Annotated in this window: 26 protein-coding genes and 1 pseudogene; 17 read left to right on the top strand and 10 right to left on the bottom strand. The window is 67.1% G+C overall.

What is annotated here, in order from left to right; all coding sequences use genetic code 11:
* Nucleotides 1-118 precede the first annotated feature (118 nt).
* The 3 genes from AC1DZ6_RS02140 to flbT form a co-directional block, all read right to left on the bottom strand.
* On the bottom strand, nucleotides 119-937 hold the full coding sequence (locus AC1DZ6_RS02140; protein WP_477095541.1) for a flagellin: 819 nt from the start codon (nucleotides 935-937) through the stop codon (nucleotides 119-121).
* Nucleotides 938-1,185: 248 nt separating this feature from the next.
* Complete coding sequence (gene flaF, locus AC1DZ6_RS02135) at nucleotides 1,186-1,548, bottom strand: flagellar biosynthesis regulator FlaF (protein ID WP_477095540.1); 363 nt, start codon at nucleotides 1,546-1,548, stop codon at nucleotides 1,186-1,188.
* Nucleotides 1,538-1,933, bottom strand: a complete 396-nt coding sequence (gene flbT / locus AC1DZ6_RS02130) for a flagellar biosynthesis repressor FlbT (protein WP_477095539.1) — start codon at nucleotides 1,931-1,933, stop codon at nucleotides 1,538-1,540. Before flbT ends, flaF begins: the two co-directional genes overlap by 11 nt.
* A gap of 197 nt (nucleotides 1,934-2,130) precedes the next feature.
* On the opposite strand from flbT, the gene AC1DZ6_RS02125 reads away from it, so the two are divergent.
* The 7 genes from AC1DZ6_RS02125 to AC1DZ6_RS02095 all read left to right on the top strand — a co-directional run bounded on the left by AC1DZ6_RS02125 (nucleotide 2,131) and on the right by AC1DZ6_RS02095 (nucleotide 7,939).
* The gene (locus AC1DZ6_RS02125) at nucleotides 2,131-3,933 is read left to right on the top strand and encodes a tetratricopeptide repeat protein (RefSeq protein WP_477095538.1); all 1,803 of its coding nucleotides are present in this window, start codon (nucleotides 2,131-2,133) and stop codon (nucleotides 3,931-3,933) included.
* Nucleotides 3,934-4,025: 92 nt separating this feature from the next.
* Nucleotides 4,026-4,745, top strand: coding sequence for a cytidylyltransferase domain-containing protein (locus AC1DZ6_RS02120; RefSeq protein WP_477095537.1), 720 nt, complete (start codon nucleotides 4,026-4,028; stop codon nucleotides 4,743-4,745).
* Nucleotides 4,742-5,323 carry a UDP-4-amino-4,6-dideoxy-N-acetyl-beta-L-altrosamine N-acetyltransferase gene (pseH, locus tag AC1DZ6_RS02115; protein ID WP_477095536.1) on the top strand — a complete coding sequence of 194 codons (582 nt, stop codon included), beginning with the start codon at nucleotides 4,742-4,744 and terminating at the stop codon, nucleotides 5,321-5,323. The genes AC1DZ6_RS02120 and pseH overlap by 4 nt, the downstream gene beginning before the upstream one ends.
* A 98-nt stretch (nucleotides 5,324-5,421) precedes the next feature.
* Complete coding sequence (locus AC1DZ6_RS02110; protein ID WP_477095535.1) at nucleotides 5,422-5,811, top strand: primosomal protein; 390 nt, start codon at nucleotides 5,422-5,424, stop codon at nucleotides 5,809-5,811.
* Between the two features lie 73 nt (nucleotides 5,812-5,884).
* Nucleotides 5,885-6,046, top strand: a complete 162-nt coding sequence (locus AC1DZ6_RS02105; protein WP_477095534.1) for a hypothetical protein — start codon at nucleotides 5,885-5,887, stop codon at nucleotides 6,044-6,046.
* A 100-nt stretch (nucleotides 6,047-6,146) separates the two neighbouring features.
* Nucleotides 6,147-7,016, top strand: coding sequence for an AAA family ATPase (locus tag AC1DZ6_RS02100; RefSeq protein ID WP_477095533.1), 870 nt, complete (start codon nucleotides 6,147-6,149; stop codon nucleotides 7,014-7,016).
* A 74-nt stretch (nucleotides 7,017-7,090) separates the two neighbouring features.
* Nucleotides 7,091-7,939: a hypothetical protein gene (locus AC1DZ6_RS02095; RefSeq protein ID WP_477095532.1), complete on the top strand. Its 849-nt coding sequence runs from the start codon at nucleotides 7,091-7,093 to the stop codon at nucleotides 7,937-7,939.
* Between the two features lie 6 nt (nucleotides 7,940-7,945).
* Here the strand turns inward: AC1DZ6_RS02095 and AC1DZ6_RS02090 are convergent, their stop codons facing one another.
* Together AC1DZ6_RS02090 and AC1DZ6_RS02085 are read right to left on the bottom strand one after the other, a co-directional pair.
* On the bottom strand, nucleotides 7,946-8,317 hold the full coding sequence (locus AC1DZ6_RS02090) for a hypothetical protein (protein ID WP_477095531.1): 372 nt from the start codon (nucleotides 8,315-8,317) through the stop codon (nucleotides 7,946-7,948).
* 32 nt (nucleotides 8,318-8,349) lie between these two features.
* Nucleotides 8,350-9,165, bottom strand: coding sequence for a universal stress protein (locus AC1DZ6_RS02085; protein ID WP_477095530.1), 816 nt, complete (start codon nucleotides 9,163-9,165; stop codon nucleotides 8,350-8,352).
* Between the two features lie 138 nt (nucleotides 9,166-9,303).
* Here AC1DZ6_RS02085 and AC1DZ6_RS02080 point away from each other — a divergent pair, with 138 nt between their 5' ends.
* The 3 genes and pseudogenes from AC1DZ6_RS02080 (at nucleotide 9,304) to AC1DZ6_RS02070 (ending at nucleotide 11,520) form a co-directional block, all read left to right on the top strand.
* Nucleotides 9,304-9,945 carry a YfbR-like 5'-deoxynucleotidase gene (locus tag AC1DZ6_RS02080; protein ID WP_477095529.1) on the top strand — a complete coding sequence of 214 codons (642 nt, stop codon included), beginning with the start codon at nucleotides 9,304-9,306 and terminating at the stop codon, nucleotides 9,943-9,945.
* Nucleotides 9,884-10,949, top strand: a pseudogene (locus AC1DZ6_RS02075) (NUDIX hydrolase). The gene AC1DZ6_RS02080 and the pseudogene AC1DZ6_RS02075 overlap by 62 nt, the downstream one beginning before the upstream one ends.
* A 184-nt stretch (nucleotides 10,950-11,133) precedes the next feature.
* Nucleotides 11,134-11,520, top strand: coding sequence for a hypothetical protein (locus AC1DZ6_RS02070; protein ID WP_477095528.1), 387 nt, complete (start codon nucleotides 11,134-11,136; stop codon nucleotides 11,518-11,520).
* A 14-nt stretch (nucleotides 11,521-11,534) separates the two neighbouring features.
* On the opposite strand, the gene AC1DZ6_RS02065 is transcribed toward AC1DZ6_RS02070, so the two are convergent.
* Complete coding sequence (locus AC1DZ6_RS02065) at nucleotides 11,535-11,807, bottom strand: hypothetical protein (protein WP_477095527.1); 273 nt, start codon at nucleotides 11,805-11,807, stop codon at nucleotides 11,535-11,537.
* 645 nt (nucleotides 11,808-12,452) lie between these two features.
* Between AC1DZ6_RS02065 and AC1DZ6_RS02060 the strand changes: the two genes are divergently transcribed.
* From AC1DZ6_RS02060 to AC1DZ6_RS02050, 3 genes are read left to right on the top strand one after another with little or no spacing between them, the layout of a single operon-like run.
* Nucleotides 12,453-12,734 carry a hypothetical protein gene (locus AC1DZ6_RS02060; RefSeq protein ID WP_477095526.1) on the top strand — a complete coding sequence of 94 codons (282 nt, stop codon included), beginning with the start codon at nucleotides 12,453-12,455 and terminating at the stop codon, nucleotides 12,732-12,734.
* A gap of 38 nt (nucleotides 12,735-12,772) precedes the next feature.
* Complete coding sequence (locus tag AC1DZ6_RS02055) at nucleotides 12,773-13,621, top strand: SPFH domain-containing protein (protein ID WP_477095547.1); 849 nt, start codon at nucleotides 12,773-12,775, stop codon at nucleotides 13,619-13,621.
* Between the two features lie 55 nt (nucleotides 13,622-13,676).
* Entirely contained in the window at nucleotides 13,677-14,351 is a 675-nt protein-coding gene (locus AC1DZ6_RS02050) for a phosphatase PAP2 family protein (RefSeq protein WP_477095525.1), read from the top strand.
* A gap of 2 nt (nucleotides 14,352-14,353) precedes the next feature.
* Here the strand turns inward: AC1DZ6_RS02050 and AC1DZ6_RS02045 are convergent, their stop codons facing one another.
* The gene (locus AC1DZ6_RS02045; RefSeq protein ID WP_477095524.1) at nucleotides 14,354-15,277 is read right to left on the bottom strand and encodes a sterol desaturase family protein; all 924 of its coding nucleotides are present in this window, start codon (nucleotides 15,275-15,277) and stop codon (nucleotides 14,354-14,356) included.
* Nucleotides 15,274-15,690, bottom strand: a complete 417-nt coding sequence (locus AC1DZ6_RS02040) for a hypothetical protein (RefSeq protein ID WP_477095523.1) — start codon at nucleotides 15,688-15,690, stop codon at nucleotides 15,274-15,276. The genes AC1DZ6_RS02045 and AC1DZ6_RS02040 overlap by 4 nt, the downstream gene beginning before the upstream one ends.
* A gap of 178 nt (nucleotides 15,691-15,868) precedes the next feature.
* Here AC1DZ6_RS02040 and AC1DZ6_RS02035 point away from each other — a divergent pair, with 178 nt between their 5' ends.
* Nucleotides 15,869-16,252, top strand: coding sequence for a DUF805 domain-containing protein (locus tag AC1DZ6_RS02035; protein ID WP_477095522.1), 384 nt, complete (start codon nucleotides 15,869-15,871; stop codon nucleotides 16,250-16,252).
* Here AC1DZ6_RS02035 and AC1DZ6_RS02030 read toward each other — a convergent pair.
* Nucleotides 16,249-16,776 (bottom strand): porin family protein, encoded by a 528-nt coding sequence (locus AC1DZ6_RS02030; protein WP_477095521.1) that lies wholly within the window; start codon nucleotides 16,774-16,776, stop codon nucleotides 16,249-16,251. The genes AC1DZ6_RS02035 and AC1DZ6_RS02030 overlap by 4 nt on opposite strands.
* 314 nt (nucleotides 16,777-17,090) lie before the next feature.
* Between AC1DZ6_RS02030 and AC1DZ6_RS02025 the strand changes: the two genes are divergently transcribed.
* On the top strand, nucleotides 17,091-18,206 hold the full coding sequence (locus AC1DZ6_RS02025) for a beta-ketoacyl-ACP synthase III (protein WP_477095520.1): 1,116 nt from the start codon (nucleotides 17,091-17,093) through the stop codon (nucleotides 18,204-18,206).
* Nucleotides 18,207-18,213: 7 nt separating this feature from the next.
* Here AC1DZ6_RS02025 and AC1DZ6_RS02020 read toward each other — a convergent pair whose 3' ends face one another.
* Complete coding sequence (locus AC1DZ6_RS02020; RefSeq protein WP_477095519.1) at nucleotides 18,214-19,686, bottom strand: M48 family metallopeptidase; 1,473 nt, start codon at nucleotides 19,684-19,686, stop codon at nucleotides 18,214-18,216.
* A 172-nt stretch (nucleotides 19,687-19,858) separates the two neighbouring features.
* Between AC1DZ6_RS02020 and tcyJ the strand changes: the two genes are divergently transcribed.
* Together tcyJ and AC1DZ6_RS02010 are read left to right on the top strand one after the other, a co-directional pair.
* Complete coding sequence (gene tcyJ, locus AC1DZ6_RS02015; RefSeq protein ID WP_477095518.1) at nucleotides 19,859-20,656, top strand: cystine ABC transporter substrate-binding protein; 798 nt, start codon at nucleotides 19,859-19,861, stop codon at nucleotides 20,654-20,656.
* Nucleotides 20,657-20,796: 140 nt separating this feature from the next.
* Nucleotides 20,797-21,277 (top strand): ABC transporter permease subunit (locus AC1DZ6_RS02010; RefSeq protein ID WP_477095517.1); only part of this gene is annotated, 481 nt, incomplete at its 3' end.

The raw sequence follows: 21,277 nt of genomic DNA, 5'->3' as shown, positions 1-21,277 counted from the left end.
TGCCGGGCAAATTCAGGCGAGCTCGGACAATTCGACGAACCACGGTCCCTAAAAAAAGAAATGCCGGACGGTCCGTAGACCGTCCGGCTTTGATCGCTTCTTGAAGCCTAGTCGCCGATCACTTGAACAGCGAAAGGATCGACTGAGGCGTCTGGTTCGCGATCGACAGGGCTTGAACGCCCAGTTGTTGCTTCGTCTGCAGCGATTGCAGCTTAGCGCTTTCCTTGGCCAGGTCCGCATCGACCAGGTTGCCCACGCCCGAGTCCAGGCTGTCCTGCAGCTTACCCGTGAAGGTCAGGTGCATGTCCAGGCCGGTCGAGCTCGTGCCCAGGTTCGCCAGCTTGTTCGTCGCCGTGGTCATCGACTTGGTAACCGAGTCGATCATCGTCTTGGCGGTCGCGGCGGTCGTGAACGACGCAGCGGCCGACAGGCCGATACCCAGGAGCGACAGAGTCTTGGCGGCCACCGTGTAAGCGACACCGTCCGAGTTGCTGAGGAACTGCAGCTTGGTGGTGGTGCCGTCGACGAGGCTGACGCCGTTGAACTTGGCGTTGGTGACAGCCTTGGTGATCTGGTCGCGAAGGCTATTGAAATCCGACTTCAAGGCGTTGAACGAAGCGGTGTTCAGCGAGGTGTCGGAAGCGGCCAGGGCCTTTTCCTTCATCTTGCCGAGCAGGTCGGTGATGGTGTCGCCAGCGGCAAGGCCCACATCGATCGTCGATTGTCCGCGCTGGAGCGAGTCCTTCACGGCGTTCAGCGATTGCGACGTCGCGCTTTGCATCTTGGCCATCGACCAGATCGCACCGTTGTCCTTGGCGCTGGAGATCCTTTTGCCGGTGTTGATGCGTTGTTGGGTGTTTTGAAGCTCCGAGTTGGTGGCGTTCAGGTTTTGCAGCGCGATCATGGCGCCGGCATTGGTGTTGATCGAGTTCAGCATGGTGGTTCTCGCCATTTTGGGAGGATTGCCCCGGCGTTTTGCCGGTCGGGCGTTTTGCCCACGGAACCCCTCGCAAGCGGCGGGCCACTTGGCGCCATCACGGCGAAATTTCTAATTTACTGATTTTGCTCGATATTTTCTGGCGACGGACCATATACGAAACCGCCCGGCGAATGCAAAATTCGCCGGGCGGCAGGTTTTTCCGGAAAGGTTTGCCGGAGGGGCCTAGGCGCCCTCCTCCACCGGGGTCAGACCCCGTCGGCGCGTCCCGCCAGGCCTTGCATGATCATGCGGTTGATCTCGATCAGCGGCTCGAAATTCTCTTCTTTGCGCATCACCGCGCTGGAGTGGCGGCCGACCCACAGGCTGAGCGAGATGATGCTGGCGCGCAGTTGCACCGGCAGGGTGTTCTCCGGCAGCGAACAGTCGGTCGCCAGGGCCGACCAAACGCGCCGGTTCCAGTCGAGCGCGTCGATGCGCGTGGCGATGTCGTCGGCCGGGGCTTCTGACGCCGTCATGAGAGCCCGCGTCACCTGACCGAACAGACGGTATTCCATCTCGCGCGGATTTTCGGTGCGCGTCGCCGTCTGCTGATAGGCCCTAAGAGACATGCCCCAACCTCTGATCTTCGTATTCGATGAGCTTACGGCTCAGCATGAGCGCCTTGTAGTGTTCGCGCGCCATCACGTGCTTGGAGATGGCGATGCAGTCGCTCAGCACGTCGGGATTGCGCACCACGCCCATGAATTCGGTCAGGCGGGTGGCGAATTCCTCGTACTGACGCTCGGCGTTGATCTCGTCCAGGTACATCATCATGACCGGGAAATAGATCCGCCGCGCCGGCGTCGTGGCCTCGTCGGGCTGCATGATGTCCTTCTCACGCAGCACCGAGGCCTTGTTCTGAAGCACCAACACGCCGCGGCGGTCGCCGTTCTGGACCACCGCGCCGTTAAGCACGAATTTCTCGCCGGGTTTCAGCGACAGCTTCAATGGCACTAGGCCGCTCCCTCTTGCATTGCTGTGTCGCCCCGGCCGCCTGAATGACGGTTCGGAGCAGAAGCTAGGCGGAGGCGGTTAACGTCTCCTTGCCAGGCCTGCGACCGTGAGCCGCAGCTTAGGACTCAATTAAGCATACTGCCCCAGAGCATACTGCCTCAGAGGATGACTCTCTCCAATCGCCAAGGCCTCAATTGATGTCCCGCAACATCGCGTCCCAGATCTCGACCAGCGCCATGATCGCGGCTCAAGAGTCCGTCGTTCAGGCCGTCCAGGTGGGGTTCAAGGACTCGATCGCCGGCGACGCGGCCTCGGCGACGGCCCTGGCCAGCCTGACCCGCGACGCTCGCGAACTCCGCAACGAGGAGGCCGCGACGCTTCTTAATCGCGCGATCCGAGCTTTCCAGGAAGCCGATTTCGTTGAAGGCGAGAAGTTGGCGCTCAAGGCCCTGGAGCTCGACGATCAGATGGGCCTGGCCTGGCACGCCCTGGCCATCGCTCGCGAGAAGATCGGCGACTTCGCCAACTCGATGCACTGTTACGAGGCTGCGCTGAAACTGCTGCCCGTCCACGCGGCCGCGGCCGGCGATCTCGGACGCCTCGCGCTCCGCATGGACATGCCCGAGATCGCCGCGAAGTTCTTCATCCACTACCTCGAACTCCGCCCCGACGATCTGGAGGCCACCAACAACCTGGCCAGCGCCCTTCGCGACCTGAACCGCAATGAAGACGCCATCTCGATCCTGCGGCCCGCGATCCATCAAAATCCCGAAGTGCCGCTGCTCTGGAACACCCTGGGCACGGTGATGTGCAGCATGGGCGACGCACGGGCGGCCATCACCTTCCTCGACGAAACGATCCGACTGGAGCCGACCTACGGCAAGGGCTACCACAACCGCGCCTACGCCAAGCTCGACCTGGGCGACGTCGAGGGCGCCCTGGCCGACGGCGATCTGGCGATCTCCTACACCACGGTGCCTGAAGAGCTGGCGACCATGAAATTCGGCCGCGCCACCGCCCTGCTGGCGCTGGGCCGGATCGAGGAAGGCTGGAAGGCCTACGAAGCCCGGTTCTCCCAGGATCTACTGGAGGCTCCCCGGTTCAGCATCAGCGCTCCGCGTTGGGAACCCGGTCAGGCCCTGGCGGGCAAGCACCTGATGATCTGCGCCGAACAGGGCCTGGGCGACGAGGTGATGTTCTCCAACCTGCTGCCGGACGTCATCGAGGCCCTGGGCCCCGACGGCAAGCTGTCGCTGGCGGTCGAACGTCGGCTGATCCCCCTCTTCGAGCGTTCGTTTCCCCAGGTGAACATCACCGCCCACCGGACGATTGCCTTCGAAGGCCGGGTCTATCGCGGCGCGCCCTTCATCGAAGACTGGAGCGGCATCGACGTCTGGGCGCCCATGGGCGCGCTTCTGGAGCTCTTCCGGCCGTCCATCGCCTCTTTCCCGAAACGCCCCGGCTTCCTGGTCGCCGACCCCGACCGGGTCGAGCATTGGCGGCGAATGCTGGAAGACGCGCCCAAGGGACCCAAGGTCGGCGTGCTGTGGAAGAGCCTCAAGCTGGACGGCGAACGCGCCCGGCAGTTTTCGCCCTTCCTGCTGTGGCGGCCGGTGTTCGAGACTCCGGGCGTCACCTTCGTCAACATCCAGTACGGCGACTGCAGCGAAGAGATCGCCCTGGCCCAGAAGGAGTTCGGGGTCGAGGTCTGGCAGCCGCCGKGCATCGACCTGAAGCAGGATCTCGACGACGTCGCGGCCCTGTGCTGCGCCATGGACCTGGTGGTGGGCTTCTCGAACGCCACGATCAACCTGGCCGGCGCGTGCGGCGCGCCGATCTGGATGCTGGGCGGCGCGGCGGCCTGGCCTCGTCTGGGCCAGACCGATTTCTATCCGTGGTATCCGCAGGCGCGCTGCTTCATCACGCCCGACTACGACGACTGGAAGCCCACCATGCAGCAAGTCGGCGCGGCGCTGCGCGAACGCTTCCCGACCGGTTGACGCCCAGGGGTTCGCCACGAGGGAACCGCATTTCGTCGGTAGACGAACGTGGCTGTTCGGGCTTCAAGTTCCGCCTTAACCCTGAGTAAGCTATGCCGCTCGCCATACTCCAAGCCCGCATGTCGTCGACGCGGCTTCCCGGCAAGGTGCTGGCCGACCTGGCCGGGGCGCCGATGATTCTCAGGCAGATCGAGCGGCTCAAGCGCTCCACCCGACTGAAACGGATCGTGGTCGCCACCTCGGACCAGGCCAGCGATGATCCGCTCGCCGTCTGTCTGATCGCCGCCGGCGTGCCGGTGTTCCGCGGATCGCTAGACAACGTTCTGTCCCGCTATATCGGCGCGATCGAAGCCTTCGGACCGGCCCGCACCGTCGTGCGCCTCACGGCCGATTGCCCCCTGGCCGATCCGGACCTGATCGACCAGACCCTCAAGCTTCATCAGCACTCGGGCGCCGACTATACGTCCAACACCCCGGCCCGGCGCAGCTTCGCCAAGGGCCTGGACGTCGAGGTCTTCGAATCCGTGGCCCTGAAGATCGCCGCCGACGAGACCGCCGATCCCTACGATCACGAGCACGTCACGCCGTTCCTCTACCGCCACCCCAATCGCTTCCAGATCGAGGGGCTCGAGCAGGCCGCCGACGAGGGCGAGGTGCGCTGGACGGTCGATCGGCCCGACGATCTGGACTTCGTCCGCGCCGTCTATGACGCGCTTTATGCCGCCAAGCCGGCCTTCACGTCCGACGACGTACGCGCCTTCGTGCGAAGCCGGCCGGACCTGACCGCCCTGGGGGGAGATCGCCGCCTATGACCCCGCAAGCCTCGCACACAGTCGTCCTGCGCGACGTGACGCCGGCCGACCGTCAACGGCTGCTGGACTGGCGCAACAGTCCCGAAGTCGCGGCCTTCATGTATTCCGACCACAAGATCGGTCAGGCCGAGCACGATCGCTGGTTCGATGGCATGTCCGGCGACGCCCGCCGACGCTACTGGGTGATCGAGGTCGACGGCGAGCCGGTGGGCCTGGCCAATCTCGCCGACATCGACACTCGTAACCGCCGCTGCGCCTGGGCCTACTACCTGGCCAGCCCCTCGGTGCGCGGCCTGGGCGTGGGCTCCTATATCGAGTTCTGGATGATCGAATACGTGTTCGGGACCCTGGGCTTCGAAAAGCTTTGGTGCGAGGTGCTGCTGTCCAACGAGAGCGTCTGGAAGCTGCACGAGCGCTACGGCTTCCAGCGCGAGGCGCTGTTCCGCCACCACGTGATCAAGGACGGCGCGCCGGCCGACGTGGTCGGGCTGGGCTTGCTGGCGCAAGACTGGCCGGCCCAACGCGAGGGCATGGCCCAGCGGTTGCTGGACAAGGGCTACGCCCTTCCCTTCGCTTAGGCTTCCGCTGAAATCGACGGAACAATCGTCACGAACGACGGGTTGAATCCGGGACCGCGAGGGGACGCCTCTCGCTTCTCGGCTTCAGGGAGCCCGCCATGCCCACCGACACCGACTATGACGCCCAGGACAGCGCGGAAGCCCTGGACGAGACCAACCTGACCGAGGACGGCGAGGACATCGCCAACTTCGACGAGTTGGACGACGTCCTGGACGTCACCCAGGCCGAAGGCGACGCGGACGAGGACGAAGACGACACCGACCACCTGCTCGACGACGAGGATCTCGACGAGATCGACGACGAACTCGAAGGCGGCCGCGACGACGAAGGCCTCGACATCGAACGCGAGCCGCTCAGCGCCATCGCCGGCGACGACGTGGATCCGGAGGACTCCGTCTCGGACGAAGACGACAGCGCCGCGGATTTCGAATCCACCGTGTTGGCGGACGACGACATCGAGGTGCTCGGCTACGCCAAGGAAAGCTGAGACGTCCAAGAGCCACGCGGTATTGAAGCTGATCACCCGGCGCGTAGATTGATCGGGCGACAGGAGATCCGACATGTCCGACGCCAAGCCCGACGCCGACGATCAGAATGAGGATCTCGAGAGCCAGCTGGAGGAAGGGCTGGAAGACAGCTTTCCGGCCAGCGATCCGCCGTCGGTCGCACGCCGCCATCGCAAGCCGCCGCCCGAGCTGCTGAACCCTCACGATGAAGCCTGACCACAAGCCGTCTTGATCCGGTTGACCGTTGGTCTGTAGGTTAGCCCTGATTTGAACAACTGTTCGAGGCGGCTCGCTGGAGTCGCCGTCAGGAAACCGAATGAGCTCGCGCTTCGAAGGCACCGCCGACTACGTCGCAACCGATGACCTGAAGGTCGCCGTCAACGCCGCCGTGGCGCTGGAACGGCCGCTGCTGATCAAGGGCGAGCCCGGCACCGGCAAGACGGTCCTGGCCTACGAAGTGGCCAAGGCGATGGGCGCGCCCCTGCTGACCTGGCACATCAAGTCGACCACCAAGGCCCAGCAGGGCCTCTACGAGTACGACGCGGTGACCCGCCTGCGTGACAGCCAACTGGGCGACGAGCGGGTCAAGGACGTCCGCAACTACATCAAGAAGGGCAAGCTGTGGGAGGCCTTCGAGGCCCCAGTCCGCCCCGTGCTGCTGATCGACGAGATCGACAAGGCCGACATCGAGTTTCCCAACGACCTGCTGCAGGAGCTCGATCGCAACGAGTTCTACGTCTACGAGACCAACGAGACGATCGCCGCCAAGGTCCGTCCGATCATCATCATCACGTCCAACAACGAGAAGGAGCTGCCGGACGCCTTCCTGCGTCGCTGTTTCTTCCACTACATCCGCTTCCCGGAGGAGGCGACGATGCAGGCGATCGTCGATGTGCACTTCCCCGGCATCAAGCAGAAGCTGGTCGCCGAGGCCCTGCGGATTTTCTACGACATGCGCAAGGTGCCGGGCCTGAAGAAGAAGCCCTCGACGTCGGAGCTGCTGGACTGGCTGAAACTGTTGCTGGTCGAGGACATCGACGAGGCCTTCCTGCGCGAGAAGGATCCCACCAAGCTGATCCCGCCGCTGCACGGCGCTCTGCTGAAGAACGAGCAGGACGTGCACCTGTTCGAGCGCCTGGCCTTCCTGGCCCGTCGCGAGGGCTCGGGAGCCCGGCCGGGTCAGTAGCGGCCGTTACCGCGATTTCATTGGATTTCCACACGCCGCCAGACCACGTTCGCGCCGAACGGGAGATTCCTTTGATGCGCCATATGCCGCTGCCGGCCGCCGCCGCGAGTTTGGCCGCGCTGATCGCCCTGGCCGCCTGCTCGCCCAAGGTCGAAGTCTCGCACGACGACCACAAGGTCTCGGGCAAGCGCGCTCCGCTGCGGGTGATCAGCAAGCTGGACTGCCCCGACCGGCAGGGCGAGCTGACCCGGGTCAGCGCCGCCGCCGACGGCCAAAGCTGCCTCTACGCCGGCCAGAACGCCGAGGTGACCCTCAGCCTGGTCGCGCTGAACGGCGGCGACGCCGAGGCCGCCCTCGCGCCGATCGAGGCCGACCTGAAGACCTTGATGCCCGGCATGAAGTCGCCGCCGTCCCCGCCGACGCCCCCCGGCGGCAAGCCGCGCGGCGAGAGCGCCAAGATCAGCCTGCCGGGGATCAAGATCGACGCCCACGACAAGGGCGCCGACATCAAGATCGGCGGCCTGTCCATCAACGCCAACGACGAAGGCGCCGAGGTCCGGGTGGCCAAGAACGTCACCGTCCGCGACGGCGACACGGTCAAGCACGTCACCGAGCGCACCAGCGGCGGCAATTCGAACGTCAGCGTCAAGTCCAGCAGCCCTGAAGAGGGCGACACCGAAATCCACGCCACCGACGACGGGGCCCAGATTCGCCAGCGCAAGGGCGGCGACGGCGTGCGCGCCACCCTGATCCTGGCCAGCGACAAGTCGACCAGCGGCTATCGCGTCGTCGGCTATGAGGCCCGCGGCCCCAAGGGCGGCCCGCTGGCCGTGGCGGTGGTCAAGGCCAAGGGCCGCGACGGCAGCGATCACGACATTTTCGAGGACATGAAGACGCTGGTCCGGCGCAACGTCGGGGGGTGATCCCCGCTAGACCGGCGTCACCTCCATCACCTTGTAGGTCAGCGGACGGCCGTCCTCGTCGGTGACGGTGACGTATTCGCCCAGGGCGAAGCGGTGCTGGCCCAGGCGATGCACGGGCTCGTCGTCCAGCTCGACATCCTCGTCATAGTCGAAAAACCAGCGCTCGCCGCGACGGTTCAAGCGGCCGTCGGCCGCATCCTCGTCGGGGGCGAAGCGGCGCACCACGCAGACGTCCTTGGCCTTGGCGTAGGCGGCCGAGTCCAGCAAGCCGTCCTCGGTGAGCGGCGCGGTCAGGGCGTAGCCCCGGTGGTCGTCGCCCCCCGCGAACTCGGTGCCGGGATTGCGGGCCAGGCGCATGACGATGCGTGACAGGGACATTGAACGTCCTCCTTCTTCCACCAAAACAACAGCTAGTGCGACAGAAACAGCGAGGGACCGTCGCTGTTCAGCAGGCTTCGGGTCGTGCCGCCGAAGATGAACTCCTGCAGGCGCGGGTGACCGAAGGCGCCGGCCACCAGGACGTCGGCGCCGGCGTCCTTGGCCGCGCCCAGCAGCAGCGCAGAAGCGTCGCCGCCGGTCCCTTCCAGCACCTTGGGCGTCGCCTTGACCCCCCGCGCGGTCAGGAACGCGATCAGGCGCTCCAGGTCGAAATTGCGCGACGAGGCGCCCGGCGCGCCGGCCACCACCACCTTGGCGGCCTTCTGCAGCAGCGGCAGCGACGTGCGCATGGCCCGGCTGGCCTCCTTGCCGCCGTCCCAGGCGACCATGACCGTTCCGCCGACCTTCAGGCCCGGCCGCGCCACCACCACGGGCCGTTGTTCGTCGGCGATCATCTGCTGGAACGACTCGRCCAGCGGGCCCTTGCCGCGCGCGGCGGCTGAGTCGAAGACGATCACGTCCGACAGCCGCCCCTCCATGGCCAGACCGGCCCAGACCGGCGATTCCAGGCTGATCGTCCGGCAGCGGGCATAGCCCAGCTCGGCCACCATCTTGTCGACCGTATGATGGCCTTCGACGGCGGCTTCCTTCAGGCTTTCCAGGGCCGTGACCTGCACGCCGCCCATGAAGCCTTCGCCCATCCACGGCATCAGGTCGGCCATGTCGGCCGGCGCGTGAACACAGGCCAGTTCGGCGTCGAAGCCCTCGGCCAGCGCTCTGGCCGAGGCCAGGATCTCCCTGTCGCCGGATCCGCCGGCCAGCGGCGCCATGATTCTCGCCCAGCTCATGATCGATCTCCCGGTCAAGCCGTTCAAAACGGCGAAGGCATTTCCACAGGCAACGACTGTCCCCTCATTGATCTTTGTCAAACGATGGGCCAGTCCAGACGGGGTAAGGCCTGCACCTTCACCGTAAGGAACGATCTCGTGGCCAAAGGGCTGCATAAAACTCCGCCCCGGGCGTGGCAGCGGATGCTGTCGGGACGCAGGCTCGACCTGCTGGATCCCTCGCCCATGGACATCGAGATCGAGGACATCGCCCACGGCCTGGCCCGGGTGGCGCGCTGGAACGGCCAGACCGTCGGCGAACACGGCTTCTCGGTGGCCCAGCACAGCGTGGTGGTCGAGGAGATCGCCACCCACATCAAGCCCGACCTCGAGCCGAAATGGCGGCTGGCCGCCCTGCTGCACGACGCCAGCGAATATGTGATCGGCGACATGATCAGCCCGTTCAAGGCGGCCTTGGGCGTCAGCTACAAGGACTTCGAGGCCCGGCTGGAGGACGCGATCCACATCCGCTTCGGCCTGCCGGTGAAGACGCCGCCGGCGGTCAAGAAACTGATCAAGCAGGCCGACCGGGCCTGCGCCTTCTTCGAGGCCACCCAGCTGGCCGGGTTCGAGCACGCCGAGTCCCTGGCGATTTTCGGCGCCCCGCCGCCCGGCTACGACCTGAGGATCCTGCCCCTGCCGCCGTTCGAGGCCCAGGCCCGCTATGTTCAGCGCTTCCATGTGCTGTCCAAGGCGGCGGGCTTCGAGTCCGCGCCCGGCGAGGCGTTCGAGACCGAATGACCGGCCCCAAGGACCAAAGGGGGGCGGTCCCCTCGGTCGTCATCGGCCTGTCGGCGGTCGTGGTCGCCATCCGCGACGGCGAAGCGGTGGTCCTGACCGTCCGCCCGCACGACGCGGTCACCGACGTCGCCAGCCCCCTGCCCGGCCTGCCGTTCGGGTCGTTCGACCCGGCCGGCCACCGCACGTTCGAGCTGGGCCTGCGGGCCTTCGTCACCCAGCAGACCCGCTTCCAGCTGGGCTATGTCGAACAGCTCTACACCTTCGGCGACGAGGGCCGCGACGCGCCGCGCGCCGAGATGGGGGCTGGCGCGGCCCGCGTCGTTTCGGTCGGCTATCTGGGCCTGACCCCCACCGCCGTCGAGACCCAGGTTCCCGACACCGCCTGGGCGCCCTGGTCGGCCTTTTTTCCCTGGGAGGACTGGCGGCACGGCCGTCCGGCCCTGCTGGACGAGGCCATCGCCCCCGCCCTGCGCCGCTGGGCGGGCGAGGACGCCGGCCAATGGTCTCGCGCCCGCCTGGCCTTCGCCCTGGACGGCGCGCCGTGGAACGAGGAACGGGTTCTGGAGCGCTACGAACTGCTCTACGAGGCCGGCCTGGCCCCGGAAGCCGCCCGCGACCGGGCCCGGGCCGAGGGCCACGACCCGGCCGAACCCGCCGCCCTGTCGGCCGCCCTGGGCGAGCCGATGATCTCGGATCACCGCCGCATCCTGGCCACCGGCCTGTCGCGCATCCGGGGCAAGATCAAGTACCGCCCCGTGGTGTTCGAGCTGATGCCGGCCGAGTTCACCCTCTCGGCCCTGCAGCGCACGGTCGAGGCCATCGCCGGGGTGCCGCTGCACAAGCAGAACTTCCGCCGCGTGGTCGAGCGCGAGGACCTGGTCGAGGGCCTGGGCCGCCAGGACGCCGACACCGGCGGCCGCCCGGCCGAACTGTTCCGCTTCCGCCGCGAGATCCTGACGGCGCGACCGGCGATGGGGTTGAGCTTGCCGCTGCTGCGGGATTAGGGCTCGCCTTCCACTCAATATCGTTGTCATCCCGGACAAGGCCCGCAGGGCCGCCGATCCGGGACCGCCGGAAGCGCCTGCGCTCAGGCGTCGGTCCCGGATCTTCGCGCTGCGCGTTCGTCCGGGATGACAGCCTTGGTGTGGGTGGGTTTCCAGGAGCGAAGCCGCTAGGCTCCCCTCCAACATGGCGAACCTCTCCCGCACCCACCTGATCGTCGGCGCCGTCGCGGCCCTGGTCCTCGCCGGCCTCGGCGCGGGGTTGGCCGCCTTCGTCCTGCGCGACACCCGTACCGAGGCCGTGGATCGCCGGACCGACGACGCCGAGGCCCTCGAGGGCGCCCGCATCGCCGTCACCGGCCGGCTGCCCGAGGCCCAGGCCGTCAACTTCGGCAAGCTCTTCGTCCACTGGGACGGCGAAATCCCCTCGGTCTGCGGCGAGGTCGACATCGTCGAGGAACAGGACAGCTTCGACGGCGCCGAGCGCTTCGTCTGGTCGCAGGGCGACCTGACCCTCGAGGAGATCGACGGCAGCGACGTCGTGGATCAGAAGTGGGGCGATCTGTGCGCGTGAGGCCGCGCGGCGCCTCAAACGCCGCCGCGCGCCCGGGTTTCCTCGGCGAGGGCGGCAAAGAACCACTTGTTGATGCGCGCCAGAATCGTCCGTCGTCGCGTACGGCGATCGGGGTGGACCGCCTGCCCGTTGCACCACATGTGATAGTCTTCAAGCTTGGCGAACCTATGCCAAACCTTGCGGTGAAAATGGCCCATCCGCCCCGCCGTCTTTTCGGGGTCGTGGATTGACGGATCGTCGGCCAGTCTGGCGGCCCGGAGCCGGGCGCGAGTTCTGGATCGAGGCATTCAGGTCTCCTCTGGGGCTGACTTGGACAGGCTCATGGGCCTGCCCCTGATCTCTGGACGCAGCTTCGCCGCCTCACGCGGCGGTCCGCTGAAGTTCGGGGAGAGATGCGGAGCGCCGGGCTGGGCCCGGAAGCTGTTTGAAGAGATACCGTTTCGACTCAGACCGACGCTCCGCGCAGCCGTTATCCAGGAGCGCCCGGCGATCGGCCCTGTTCGGACCTCGCCAGTCTCAGCCCCCGACGGGCGGGCCGGGCTCGCGTTGCCCGTCCCGGAACGCCTGCGTCACCGCAGGCCTGTCGTCTCACCGGCCCCCATCCAACGCCGTATCTGTGTTCCACGCCCGGCCGGCACCGGATGGATGAGGTGCGGCCCCTTTCGGAACCGCCGCCGACGAGCGCTTCCCGCTCGACCGCATCCCGAGGCCGCGAAGGTCGCAGGCCTTAGCGCCCTCCCCATCGCCTCGAGACGCCCTGATTATGCGGCGGCCTGAGAAGTGGAGGATAAGTGGATTTTCGGCKTTGAATTCKTTGRGGAAACACACCGGGAGCGATGGGAACAAGCTCCTGGAGCCGGTCGGCCCCGCGATGGTCCATCCTGTGGATGTGGAGAAGGTTTCACGTGCGTAGCTTGGCCAGACTTGCCACCATGGCGCTGGCCGAGGTGACGCACGTCGCCGCCAGGGGCTCGGCGGAGGGCGAGATGATCTACGCGAAGGCTGCGGCCTATCTTGTCGGCTGGGTGGCGTTGGCCGTCGTCCTGATCCGCGTCGTCGTCGGCCCGCTCTGGGGTTCGGCCACAGATATCGGCCTGATCGCCGCGCCCATCGCCTTCGCCCTGGGCGTCGTCGGCTTGGGCAAGCTGGCGACGATCATGCTCAAAGACATCAACAAGATCCGACAATCGACCAACGGGGACACCGGGGAATGACCGAAGACTTCCAGACGAAGGCCAAGGCCCGCGCCAGGATGAAGGCGACCGGGCGCAACTTCGCCATCGGCGGCGTCAGCCTGTTCGTCCTGCTGCTGGGGTCGTGCAGCCTCGCCTCGCACAGCACGACGGTCGAGCCCGGCAACGCCGGCGTGAAGATCAAGACCCTGGGTTCCGGCGCCGGCGTCTCGCCCGRGCCCCTGCCCGCCCGTTGGTACTTCCGCGGGATCGGCGAGCGCATCGTCCAGTATCCGGTCATCCAGCGCACCTACAGCTACACGCGCGAGAAGGACGAGCGCGGCAACGAGAACGAGGAGATCACCTTCTCCGACAACACCGGCCTGCCGATGACGGCCGACGTCTCGGTGACCCTGCAGGTGAACCCCGCCTCGGCGCCCAACCTCTACCAGACCTACCGCCTGTCGTTCGACCAGCTGCTGGACGGCCCGATCCGCAACGACGTGCGCTCGGCCGTGGCGGCCGAGGCCGAGAAGGTGGGGGTCGAGACGCTGTACAGCGGCGGCCGCCAGGCCGTGATGCAGCGCGCCTTCGCCCGGGTGTCGGGCAAGTGGGCCAAGCACGGCGTCACGGTCTCGCAAATGGATTGGATCGGCTCGATCCGCTATCCGGACGCCATCATCCAGCAGATGCAGAACAAGACCCAGCTGGAGCAGGAAGCCCTGGCCGCCAAGGCGCTGGAAGCCAAGGAAATCGCCTTGGCCAACGCCGCCATCGCCAAGGCGCGCGGCGAGGCCGAATCCATCCGTATCAAGGGCGAGGCCATCCGCGCCAATCCGCAGATCCTGCAACAGCTGGCCATCGAGAAATGGAACGGCGAACTGCCCAAGGTGACCGGCGGCGCGACGCCCTTCGTCAAGATCGACTGACGCCTGAACGGCGCGGCCGACGGAACGGGCGGTCGGCCGCGCACATTCTCGCTGGATGCACAAAGCCCGCCACGCCCTGAACCCCCGCAACGAGACCTTCGCCCTGGCCGCCCTGCTCGGCCTGGGCGTGGCGCTGGCTGTCTTCCAGGACGTCGCCGACGACCAGAACGAGGCCGACGGCCAGGCGTCCGACTGGAAGATCCTCAAGGCCCTGCGCACCGGCGGCGATCCGTCCCAGCCGGTCGGACCCAAATGGGTCAAGGAGAGCCTGACCGAGGTCAGCGCCCTGGGCGGGATCACCGTCCTGGCCGGGCTGACCGCCGTGACGGCGGGCGGCCTGGCCATCGCCGGCAAGCGCCGCGAGGCGCTGCTGACCGCGGGCGTGTTCGCCGGCGCCCTGGTGCTGAGCGAGGGGCTGAAGAACCTGTTCAAGCGCAGCCGGCCGCCGGCCGAGTACCGCGCCGCCGAGGCGGTCAACGAGAGCTTTCCCAGCGGCCACGCCCTGCTGTCGGCCGCCACCTTCCTGTYGCTGGGCATCCTGTTCGCCCAGGGCGCCAAGGGGACAGCGTTGCGGGCCCTCGGCCTGGCCGTGGGAGCGGCGACGGCGGCCACCGTGGGCTTCAGCCGGGTGTTTCTCGGCGTCCACTGGACCAACGACGTCCTGGGCGGCTGGGCCGCCGGCTCGGCCTGGGCGGCGACCTGCTGGCTGGTGGGCCGCGAGCGGCGGTAGGCTCACTCCGCCGCTCGGATCTCCGCGTCCTTGTCTCCGTCCCGCGCCGTGCGCGCCCGCCACTTGGCCTTCAGGGTGTGCGAGGTGTCCCTCGAGCCGTCGTGGCTCCAGCCGGGCGGGCCGAAGATGTAGCCCAGGGCGTGGCGGGGGTGGCTGATCACGTCCTTCCCGATGCCGATGAACTCGTGAAAGACGTTGGTGAACAGGTTGAAGCTGGCCAGGTTCTTGACCGTGCCGTAGCGGCAGGGCTCCTCGTCGACCTCGGGGATGAAGGTGCCGAACATCCGGTCCCAGACGATCAGGATGCCGGCGTAGTTGGCGTCCAGATAGCGGGCGTTGCGGGCGTGGTGCACCCGGTGGTGCGACGGGGTGTTGAACACCGCCTCGAACCAGCGCGGCATGCGCTTGATCGCCTCGGTGTGGATCCAGAACTGGTAGATCAGGCTGATCCCCTTCTGGATCGCCACCATGGCCGGCGGGAAGCCCAGGAACGACAGCGGCAGCCACAGCAGCCAGGTGCCGACCACCCCGCCGGTCCAGGTCTGCCGCAGGGCCGTGGACAGGTTGTAGTGGGTGGAGGTGTGGTGGTTCACGTGGCTGGCCCACCAGAACCGGCGCTCGTGGGCCAGGCGGTGGAACCAGTAATAGGTCAGGTCCTCGGCGAAGAAGAGGACGACCCAGGCCCAGACGGCGGTCATCGGGATCGTGAAGATCCGGTGCTGATAGACCCAGACGGTCGCGGCGAAGATCGCCCCGCCGAGGATCGCGCCGGCGATGCTGCTGCCCAGGCCCAGGGACAGGGACATGGCGGTGTCCTTGGCCTCGTAGCGGGCGTTGGCCTTGCCCATCCGGGCCAGGACGATCTCCAGGATCACGGCCAGCACGAAGAACGGGATCGCCATCTGGACGGGGTCGAAGGTCTTCATGCGGCGGCGTCCCGGGACACGAACTTGGACGAAACAAGTTGGGGCGGCGGCCAGGCGCCGTCCTTCAAGGCCAGGCGCGGCGCGCCGTCGGCGGTCTTCAGCTTGAGGAAGCCCTTGTCGGCGCGGGCGGCCAGGGCGGCGGTCCACGGCATGTCGCGGGCCACGTAGCCGTCGCCCTTGCGCCAGGCGACCAAGGCCCGCTCGCCCGACCGCGCCACCAGGCCCGCGCCGTCGTCGGCGATCCACAGGGCGTCGACGCGATCGTCCGGAAACTCCACGGCCAGCAGGGCCGCCGCGCCCTCGGCGTCGAGCGGCGGGGTCGCGCGCGGAATCCGCGCCCACGCCGCGATGGCGACCAGCAGGCTGACGGCCACGGCCGAGCCAAGCAGTTGAATCAGCAGCGCCTTGTCCAAAGCGACGTTTCCTCCCGGGAAATCTTGACGCCAGCGTCACGCTCCGCGCGTGCAGCGTCAAGAGCGCGCTTCGATCCCGCCCCGGGGCGGGTCGTCACATCTTGGATGTTTACGTCCCGCCCTTTCCTGCCCAAGGTCGGGCGTCCGCCAAGCGAGCGGGCGGATTGAGGAGTTTCAGATGTCGCTGATGTTCGAGCCCCTGAAGAAATACGCCCAGTTCACAGGCCGCGCGCGGCGACGGGAATTCTGGCTGTTCGCCCTGTTCATCTTCCTGGTGGAGATCGTCTATTTCGTGCTGCTGGGCGTGACCGGCAATTTCGGGCCGGCCGGCTATGGACAGTTGAACGGCGCGGGCCTGGCGCTGGTCAGCCTGTTCTCGCTGTTCTTCCTGGGCATGTTCATTCCCAGCATCGCTGTCACCTTCCGTCGCCTGCACGACACCAATCGCTCGGCCTGGTGGCTGCTGATCGGCTTCATCCCCCTGATCGGCGGCCTGGTGCTGCTGGTGTTCTACCTCCGGCTGGAGGCGCGCTTCCTTCGTTTCAGAGGTGTCGGAAGCTAGAACTTCCGGGCGTAGCCCACCGAGACCACGTTGGCGTCGGCCGCGTCGTTGTCGCGATATTGCTGACGCGTGTAATCGACGCGGACGCCGTTCTTGTCGTCGACCTTGTACTGCGCGCCGACGCCGTAGTTGACGCTGTCGGCGTCGAACTTGTTCTCGACCCCGGCCACGGTCTGCTTGAACTGGCTGTTGCCGTAGCCGACGCGGGCCAGCAGGTCGATATTCGGGGTCACCGGCAGGAAGCCCACGCCGTAGACCGCGGCCTGATGGGTCTGCTCGATGTTGGAGCGGACGCCATTGGTGTCGATGTTGTCGTCCTTGACGCCGCCGGACAGCTCGCCCTCGACGCCGAAGTGCGGGGTCAGCTTGGCGCCCAGGCGGCCCTGCACCGCGCCGGTGTCGGCGCCCTCGGCTCGAGAGCCGGCGTAGCCGAGGGTCCCGTAGACGTCTTGAGCGTGCGACAGGGCGGGGATAGCGGCGACCGAAAGGGCGGCCAGAGCGGCCGCCGACATGAGCGTTTTCATTGTTTTACTCCTGGTACTGGCGAGGCAGGGGGAGCGCCTCGACCCGACCTGAGTAGCCTCGACGTTGGGCGGCGATTGGACCGTGGCGAGACGGTTTGGGGCCATTGCGTGTCGACCAAGACACGTCCGTGGCGATTGTGGCGGCGCCGGATCGTTCCCACGCCTGGATCGAAAGCGGCGGGGTGTGGCGTTCATGCCGCGCGGGGAAAGGTGACGCCCGCGTCAGGCGTGCTATTGATCGGCCAACAAAGTCAGAGACGCGCCCGCCACCTTGTTCGGGGGAGGCCGCGCCCAGCGTCACCGGGACCGCCGCCTTGCCAAAAGCCGTCATCGTCGCCACGGGGCTCTACACCCCGCCGTTCAGCGTTTCGAACACCGAGCTGGTTGAAGCCTTCAACGCTTACGTCGAGCGCTTCAACGCCGCCAACGCCGAGGCGATCGCCGCCGGCGAGGTGACGGCGCTGGCTCCCTCCTCGCCCGAATTCATCGAGAAGGCCTCGGGCATCAAGGCCCGCTACGTGATGGACAAGGCCGGGATCATCGACCCCGAGGTCATGCGCCCGATCCTGCCCGAGCGGTCCAACGACGAGATCTCGATCCTGGCCGAGATGGCCGTCGAGGCCGCCAAGCAAGCCATCGCCCGCTGGGGCAAGCCCGTCTCCGAGATCGGCGCTGTGATCTGCGCGGCCTCGAACATGCAGCGCGCCTATCCGGCCATGGCCATCGAGGTGCAGCAGGCCCTGGGCATCGAGGGCTTCGCCTTCGACATGAACGTCGCCTGCTCCTCGGCCACCTTCGGCATCAAGACCGCCGCCGACTTCATCGCCACCGGCAGCGCCAAGGCCGTGCTGATGGTCAATCCCGAGATCTGCTCGGGCCACCTGAACTTCACCGACCGCGACAGCCACTTCATCTTCGGCGACGTGGCCACCGCCGTGATCCTGGAAGAGGAAAGCCAGGCGACCGGCGGCTGGGAGATCCTGGGCACCCGGCTGAAGACCGAGTTCTCCAACAACATCCGCAACAATTTCGGCTTCCTCAACCGCACCGCCCCCGAGGGCGAAGGCGCGCGCGACAAGCTGTTCGTGCAGGAAGGCCGCAAGGTGTTCCGCGAGGTGGTGCCGATGGTCAGCCAGATGATCGTCGAGCACGCCGGCGACATCGGCGTCGATCCGACGGGCCTCAAGCGCCTGTGGCTTCACCAGGCCAACATCAACATGAACGAGATGATCGGTCGCAAGGTGTTGGGTCGCGATCCCGAACCCGGCGAGAACGTGATCATCCTGGACACCTACGCCAACACCAGCTCGGCCGGCTCGATCATCGCCTTCCACACCGCCAACGACGACTTCGCGGCCGGCGAGACGGGCCTGATCTGCAGCTTCGGCGCGGGCTATTCGGCGGGGACGGTGTTCGTTCGCAAGCGGTAGGTCCGATCTACTTGATCGCCCTGAAGACGACGGGCGTCGCAGGCATCCCGTCGCCCGCCAGCGTCCACCCCGTCGTCGAACGGCCGATGACGTAACAACGGGGCGGTCCGGCGTCGAACAGGCACAGCTTGTCGCCTTCGATGCCGTAGCGTCCCTGGTTCGAGCCGAAGTCCTGGCTCTGAAACCAGGTTCCGTCGGTCCTGAGGACCAGGTCGCCCGTGCCCACCGGCAAGGTCCGCTGCAGAGCGACGGCTTGGCCGGCGAATGCCCGTCGGGCCGCGGCCGTATCGAACGCCGGCGCCTCCACTTTCGGATGCGCCGCCTTCCAGTCCATGGCCCGGCGGATGCGGTTGCCCACGGCCGGGTGGTCGTAGAACAGCACCTCCTCGAGCCGGCTGGGCGTCGCCGCGCGGTATTCGATGGTCTTGACCAGGGCCTTGGACAGGCCGTCCGGCTCGTTGAAATGCTCCAGGCTGTAGCGGTCGGCGTCGCTTTCGGCGATGCGGATCAGGCTGTTGGTCACGGGCGTGCCCAGCAGCGACAGCACCGCCAGGATCACGCTCAGCACCGGCAGGCCGGCCGGGTCGGCCACGCCCTTGACCGTGTCGGCGCCCAGCAGGGCCGAGACCGGCGCGAACAGGCGGTCGACCAGGAAGAAGGCGATGATCGCCAGCAGGCTCATCACGCCCGCGATCCATAGCGCATGGTGGTGGGCGTAGTGGCCCATCTCGTGGCCGACCACGCCGCGCACCTCGGCCAGGTCCGCGCCCTGCTTGAACATGGTGTCGCTCATCGCCACCCGCGCCGAGCCGAACAGGCCCGAGACATTGGCGGTGTAGGCGTTGGACTGCTTGGAGCCGTTGTAGACGAAGATCTTGTCGGCCGGGATGCCGTTGGCCTTGGCCATGGCCACGACCTGGTCGCGCACGGGACCGGCGGGCGCGGGCGTGTAGTTGTTGAAGATCGGCTCGATATAGATCGGCGACACCACCATCAGGAGGGTGATGAACACCGCCGTCAGCCCGCCGCTCCACAGCCACCAGATGCGGGGCGCCTTGCGGATCAAGGCATAGAGCGCCACCAGGAACAGGCCGAAGGCCGCCGCGGAGATCAGCGTGCTGATCGCCGTTTCGCCCAGCCAGCCGGTGAAGGCCTGGCTGGTCAGGCCGTACTGCTTCTGCCGCCACCAGCCGGCATAGGCCGACCACGGAAGGCCGAGCAGGCTGTCGATCAGCAGATAGACGACGCCGACCACCAGGCTGACCAGCACCGGCCGGGACTTGCGCCGCTCCAGGCGTCGCCGCAGCCCCACCAGCACGCCGCTGCGCACGATCAGGAACGCCGCCAGCACTGAAACCAGGAAGCCCCACAGCAGCAGCCAGTGGCCGCCCTGGSTGTAGGCCGTGGCCTTGGCGTGCGCCTCGGGCGGCAGTTGCGCCAGATAGGCGGCGGTCGCGGCGACCGGATCGAACTGAGCCAATGGAAATCCCCCGATGAACGTCCCGAAGTCGCAGGAGGCCAGAGTGCGGCCTCGGCGTCAGGTTAAATCTCGGTCAGGTGGACCCAAGCGGCGGCCGCCGCGACGCTTGCCACTGGCGGCGACGCGCCGGGCGTATAGAAATGCGTCGATGATTTCGTCTTCCGAGGCTCGCATGCGATTCCCCGCTCGTCGTGAACTCCTGATCGCCCTGGGTCTTGGCGCGGCGGTCGCCCTGGCCGGCTGCGGCGGCAAGACCGGCGACGTCCCCGAAAGCGGCCTCAAGCGGGTCGAGGCGACCAAGACCCTGCGGATCGGGCTGGAAGGCACCTATCCGCCGTTCAACTTCCAGGACAAGGACGGCCAGTTGGCCGGCTTCGAGGTCGACTTCGCCAAGGCCCTGGCGGCCCAGATGAAGGTCAAGGCCGAGTTCAGCCCCTCGCCCTTCGCCGGCCTGCTGGGCGCGCTGGAATCCAAGCGCATCGACGTGGTGATCAACCAGATCACCATCACCCCCGAACGGGCGGCCAAGTACGACTTCTCGCGGCCCTACACGGTCTCGGGCATCCAGATCATCGTCCGCAAGGGCCAGACCGGCATCGCCGCCCCGGCCGACCTGGCGGGCAAGAAGGTGGGCGTGGGCCTGGGCACCAATTACGAAAGCTGGCTGCGGGCCAACGTCCCGAACGCCGTCGTGCGCACCTATGACGACGACCCGACCAAGTACCAGGACCTGAAGGCCGGCCGCATCGACGCGGTGCTCAACGACCGCCTGGTGGCCGCCGACTTCGTCAAGACCTCGCCCGACTTCATCGCCTCGGGCCCGCCCTTCGCCAGCCAGGGCATGGGCGTGGCCATGCTGCGCGATCCGGCCCTGAAGGTGACCGTCGACCAGGCCATCGACGCCCTGCGCGCCAACGGCCAGCTGGCGGCGATCTCGGTGAAGTGGTTCGGGCAGGACGTGACGAAGTGATCTTTCGCCCCCAGGGTTGTCATCCCGGACAAGCGCGAAGCGCGCAGATCCGGGACCGACGCCTGAGCTCAGCGCTTCCGGCGGTCCCGGATCTTCGCTTCGCTTCGTCCGGGATGACAGTCTGGGTGGGGCACGCCTAGATGAACCCCCTCGACCTCGTCCTCCAATCCGCACCACTCCTCCTCAAAGGCGCGGGCTACACCGTGCTGCTCAGCCTGATCGGCATGGGCGTGGGGCTGGTGATCGGTTTCGGCCTGGCCTTGATGCGATTGTCGCGGAGCCCGCTGCTGCGCTGGCCGGCGGCCGTCTATGTCTCGGCGATCCGGGGCACGCCGCTGCTGGTGCAGCTGTTCCTGATCTATTACGGCCTGCCGCAGTTGGGCATCCAGCTGCCGCCGTTGCTGGCCGCCGGGATCGGCTTTTCGATCAACATCGGGGCCTATGCCGGCGAGATCCTGCGCAGCGCCATCGCCGCCGTCGACAAGGGCCAGTGGGAGGCCGCCAGCGTGCTGGGCATGAGCCGCGGCCAGGCTTTGCGCCGGGTGATCCTGCCCCAGGCCGCCCGCACCGCCGTCGCGCCGCTTTCCAACAGCTTCATCAGCCTGGTCAAGGACACCTCCC

Source organism: Caulobacter sp. P1_B12_2 (genome assembly GCF_056406675.1).
Note: the sequence above shows the minus strand (reverse complement) of the source record. Positions and strands in the feature narration are given on the sequence as shown.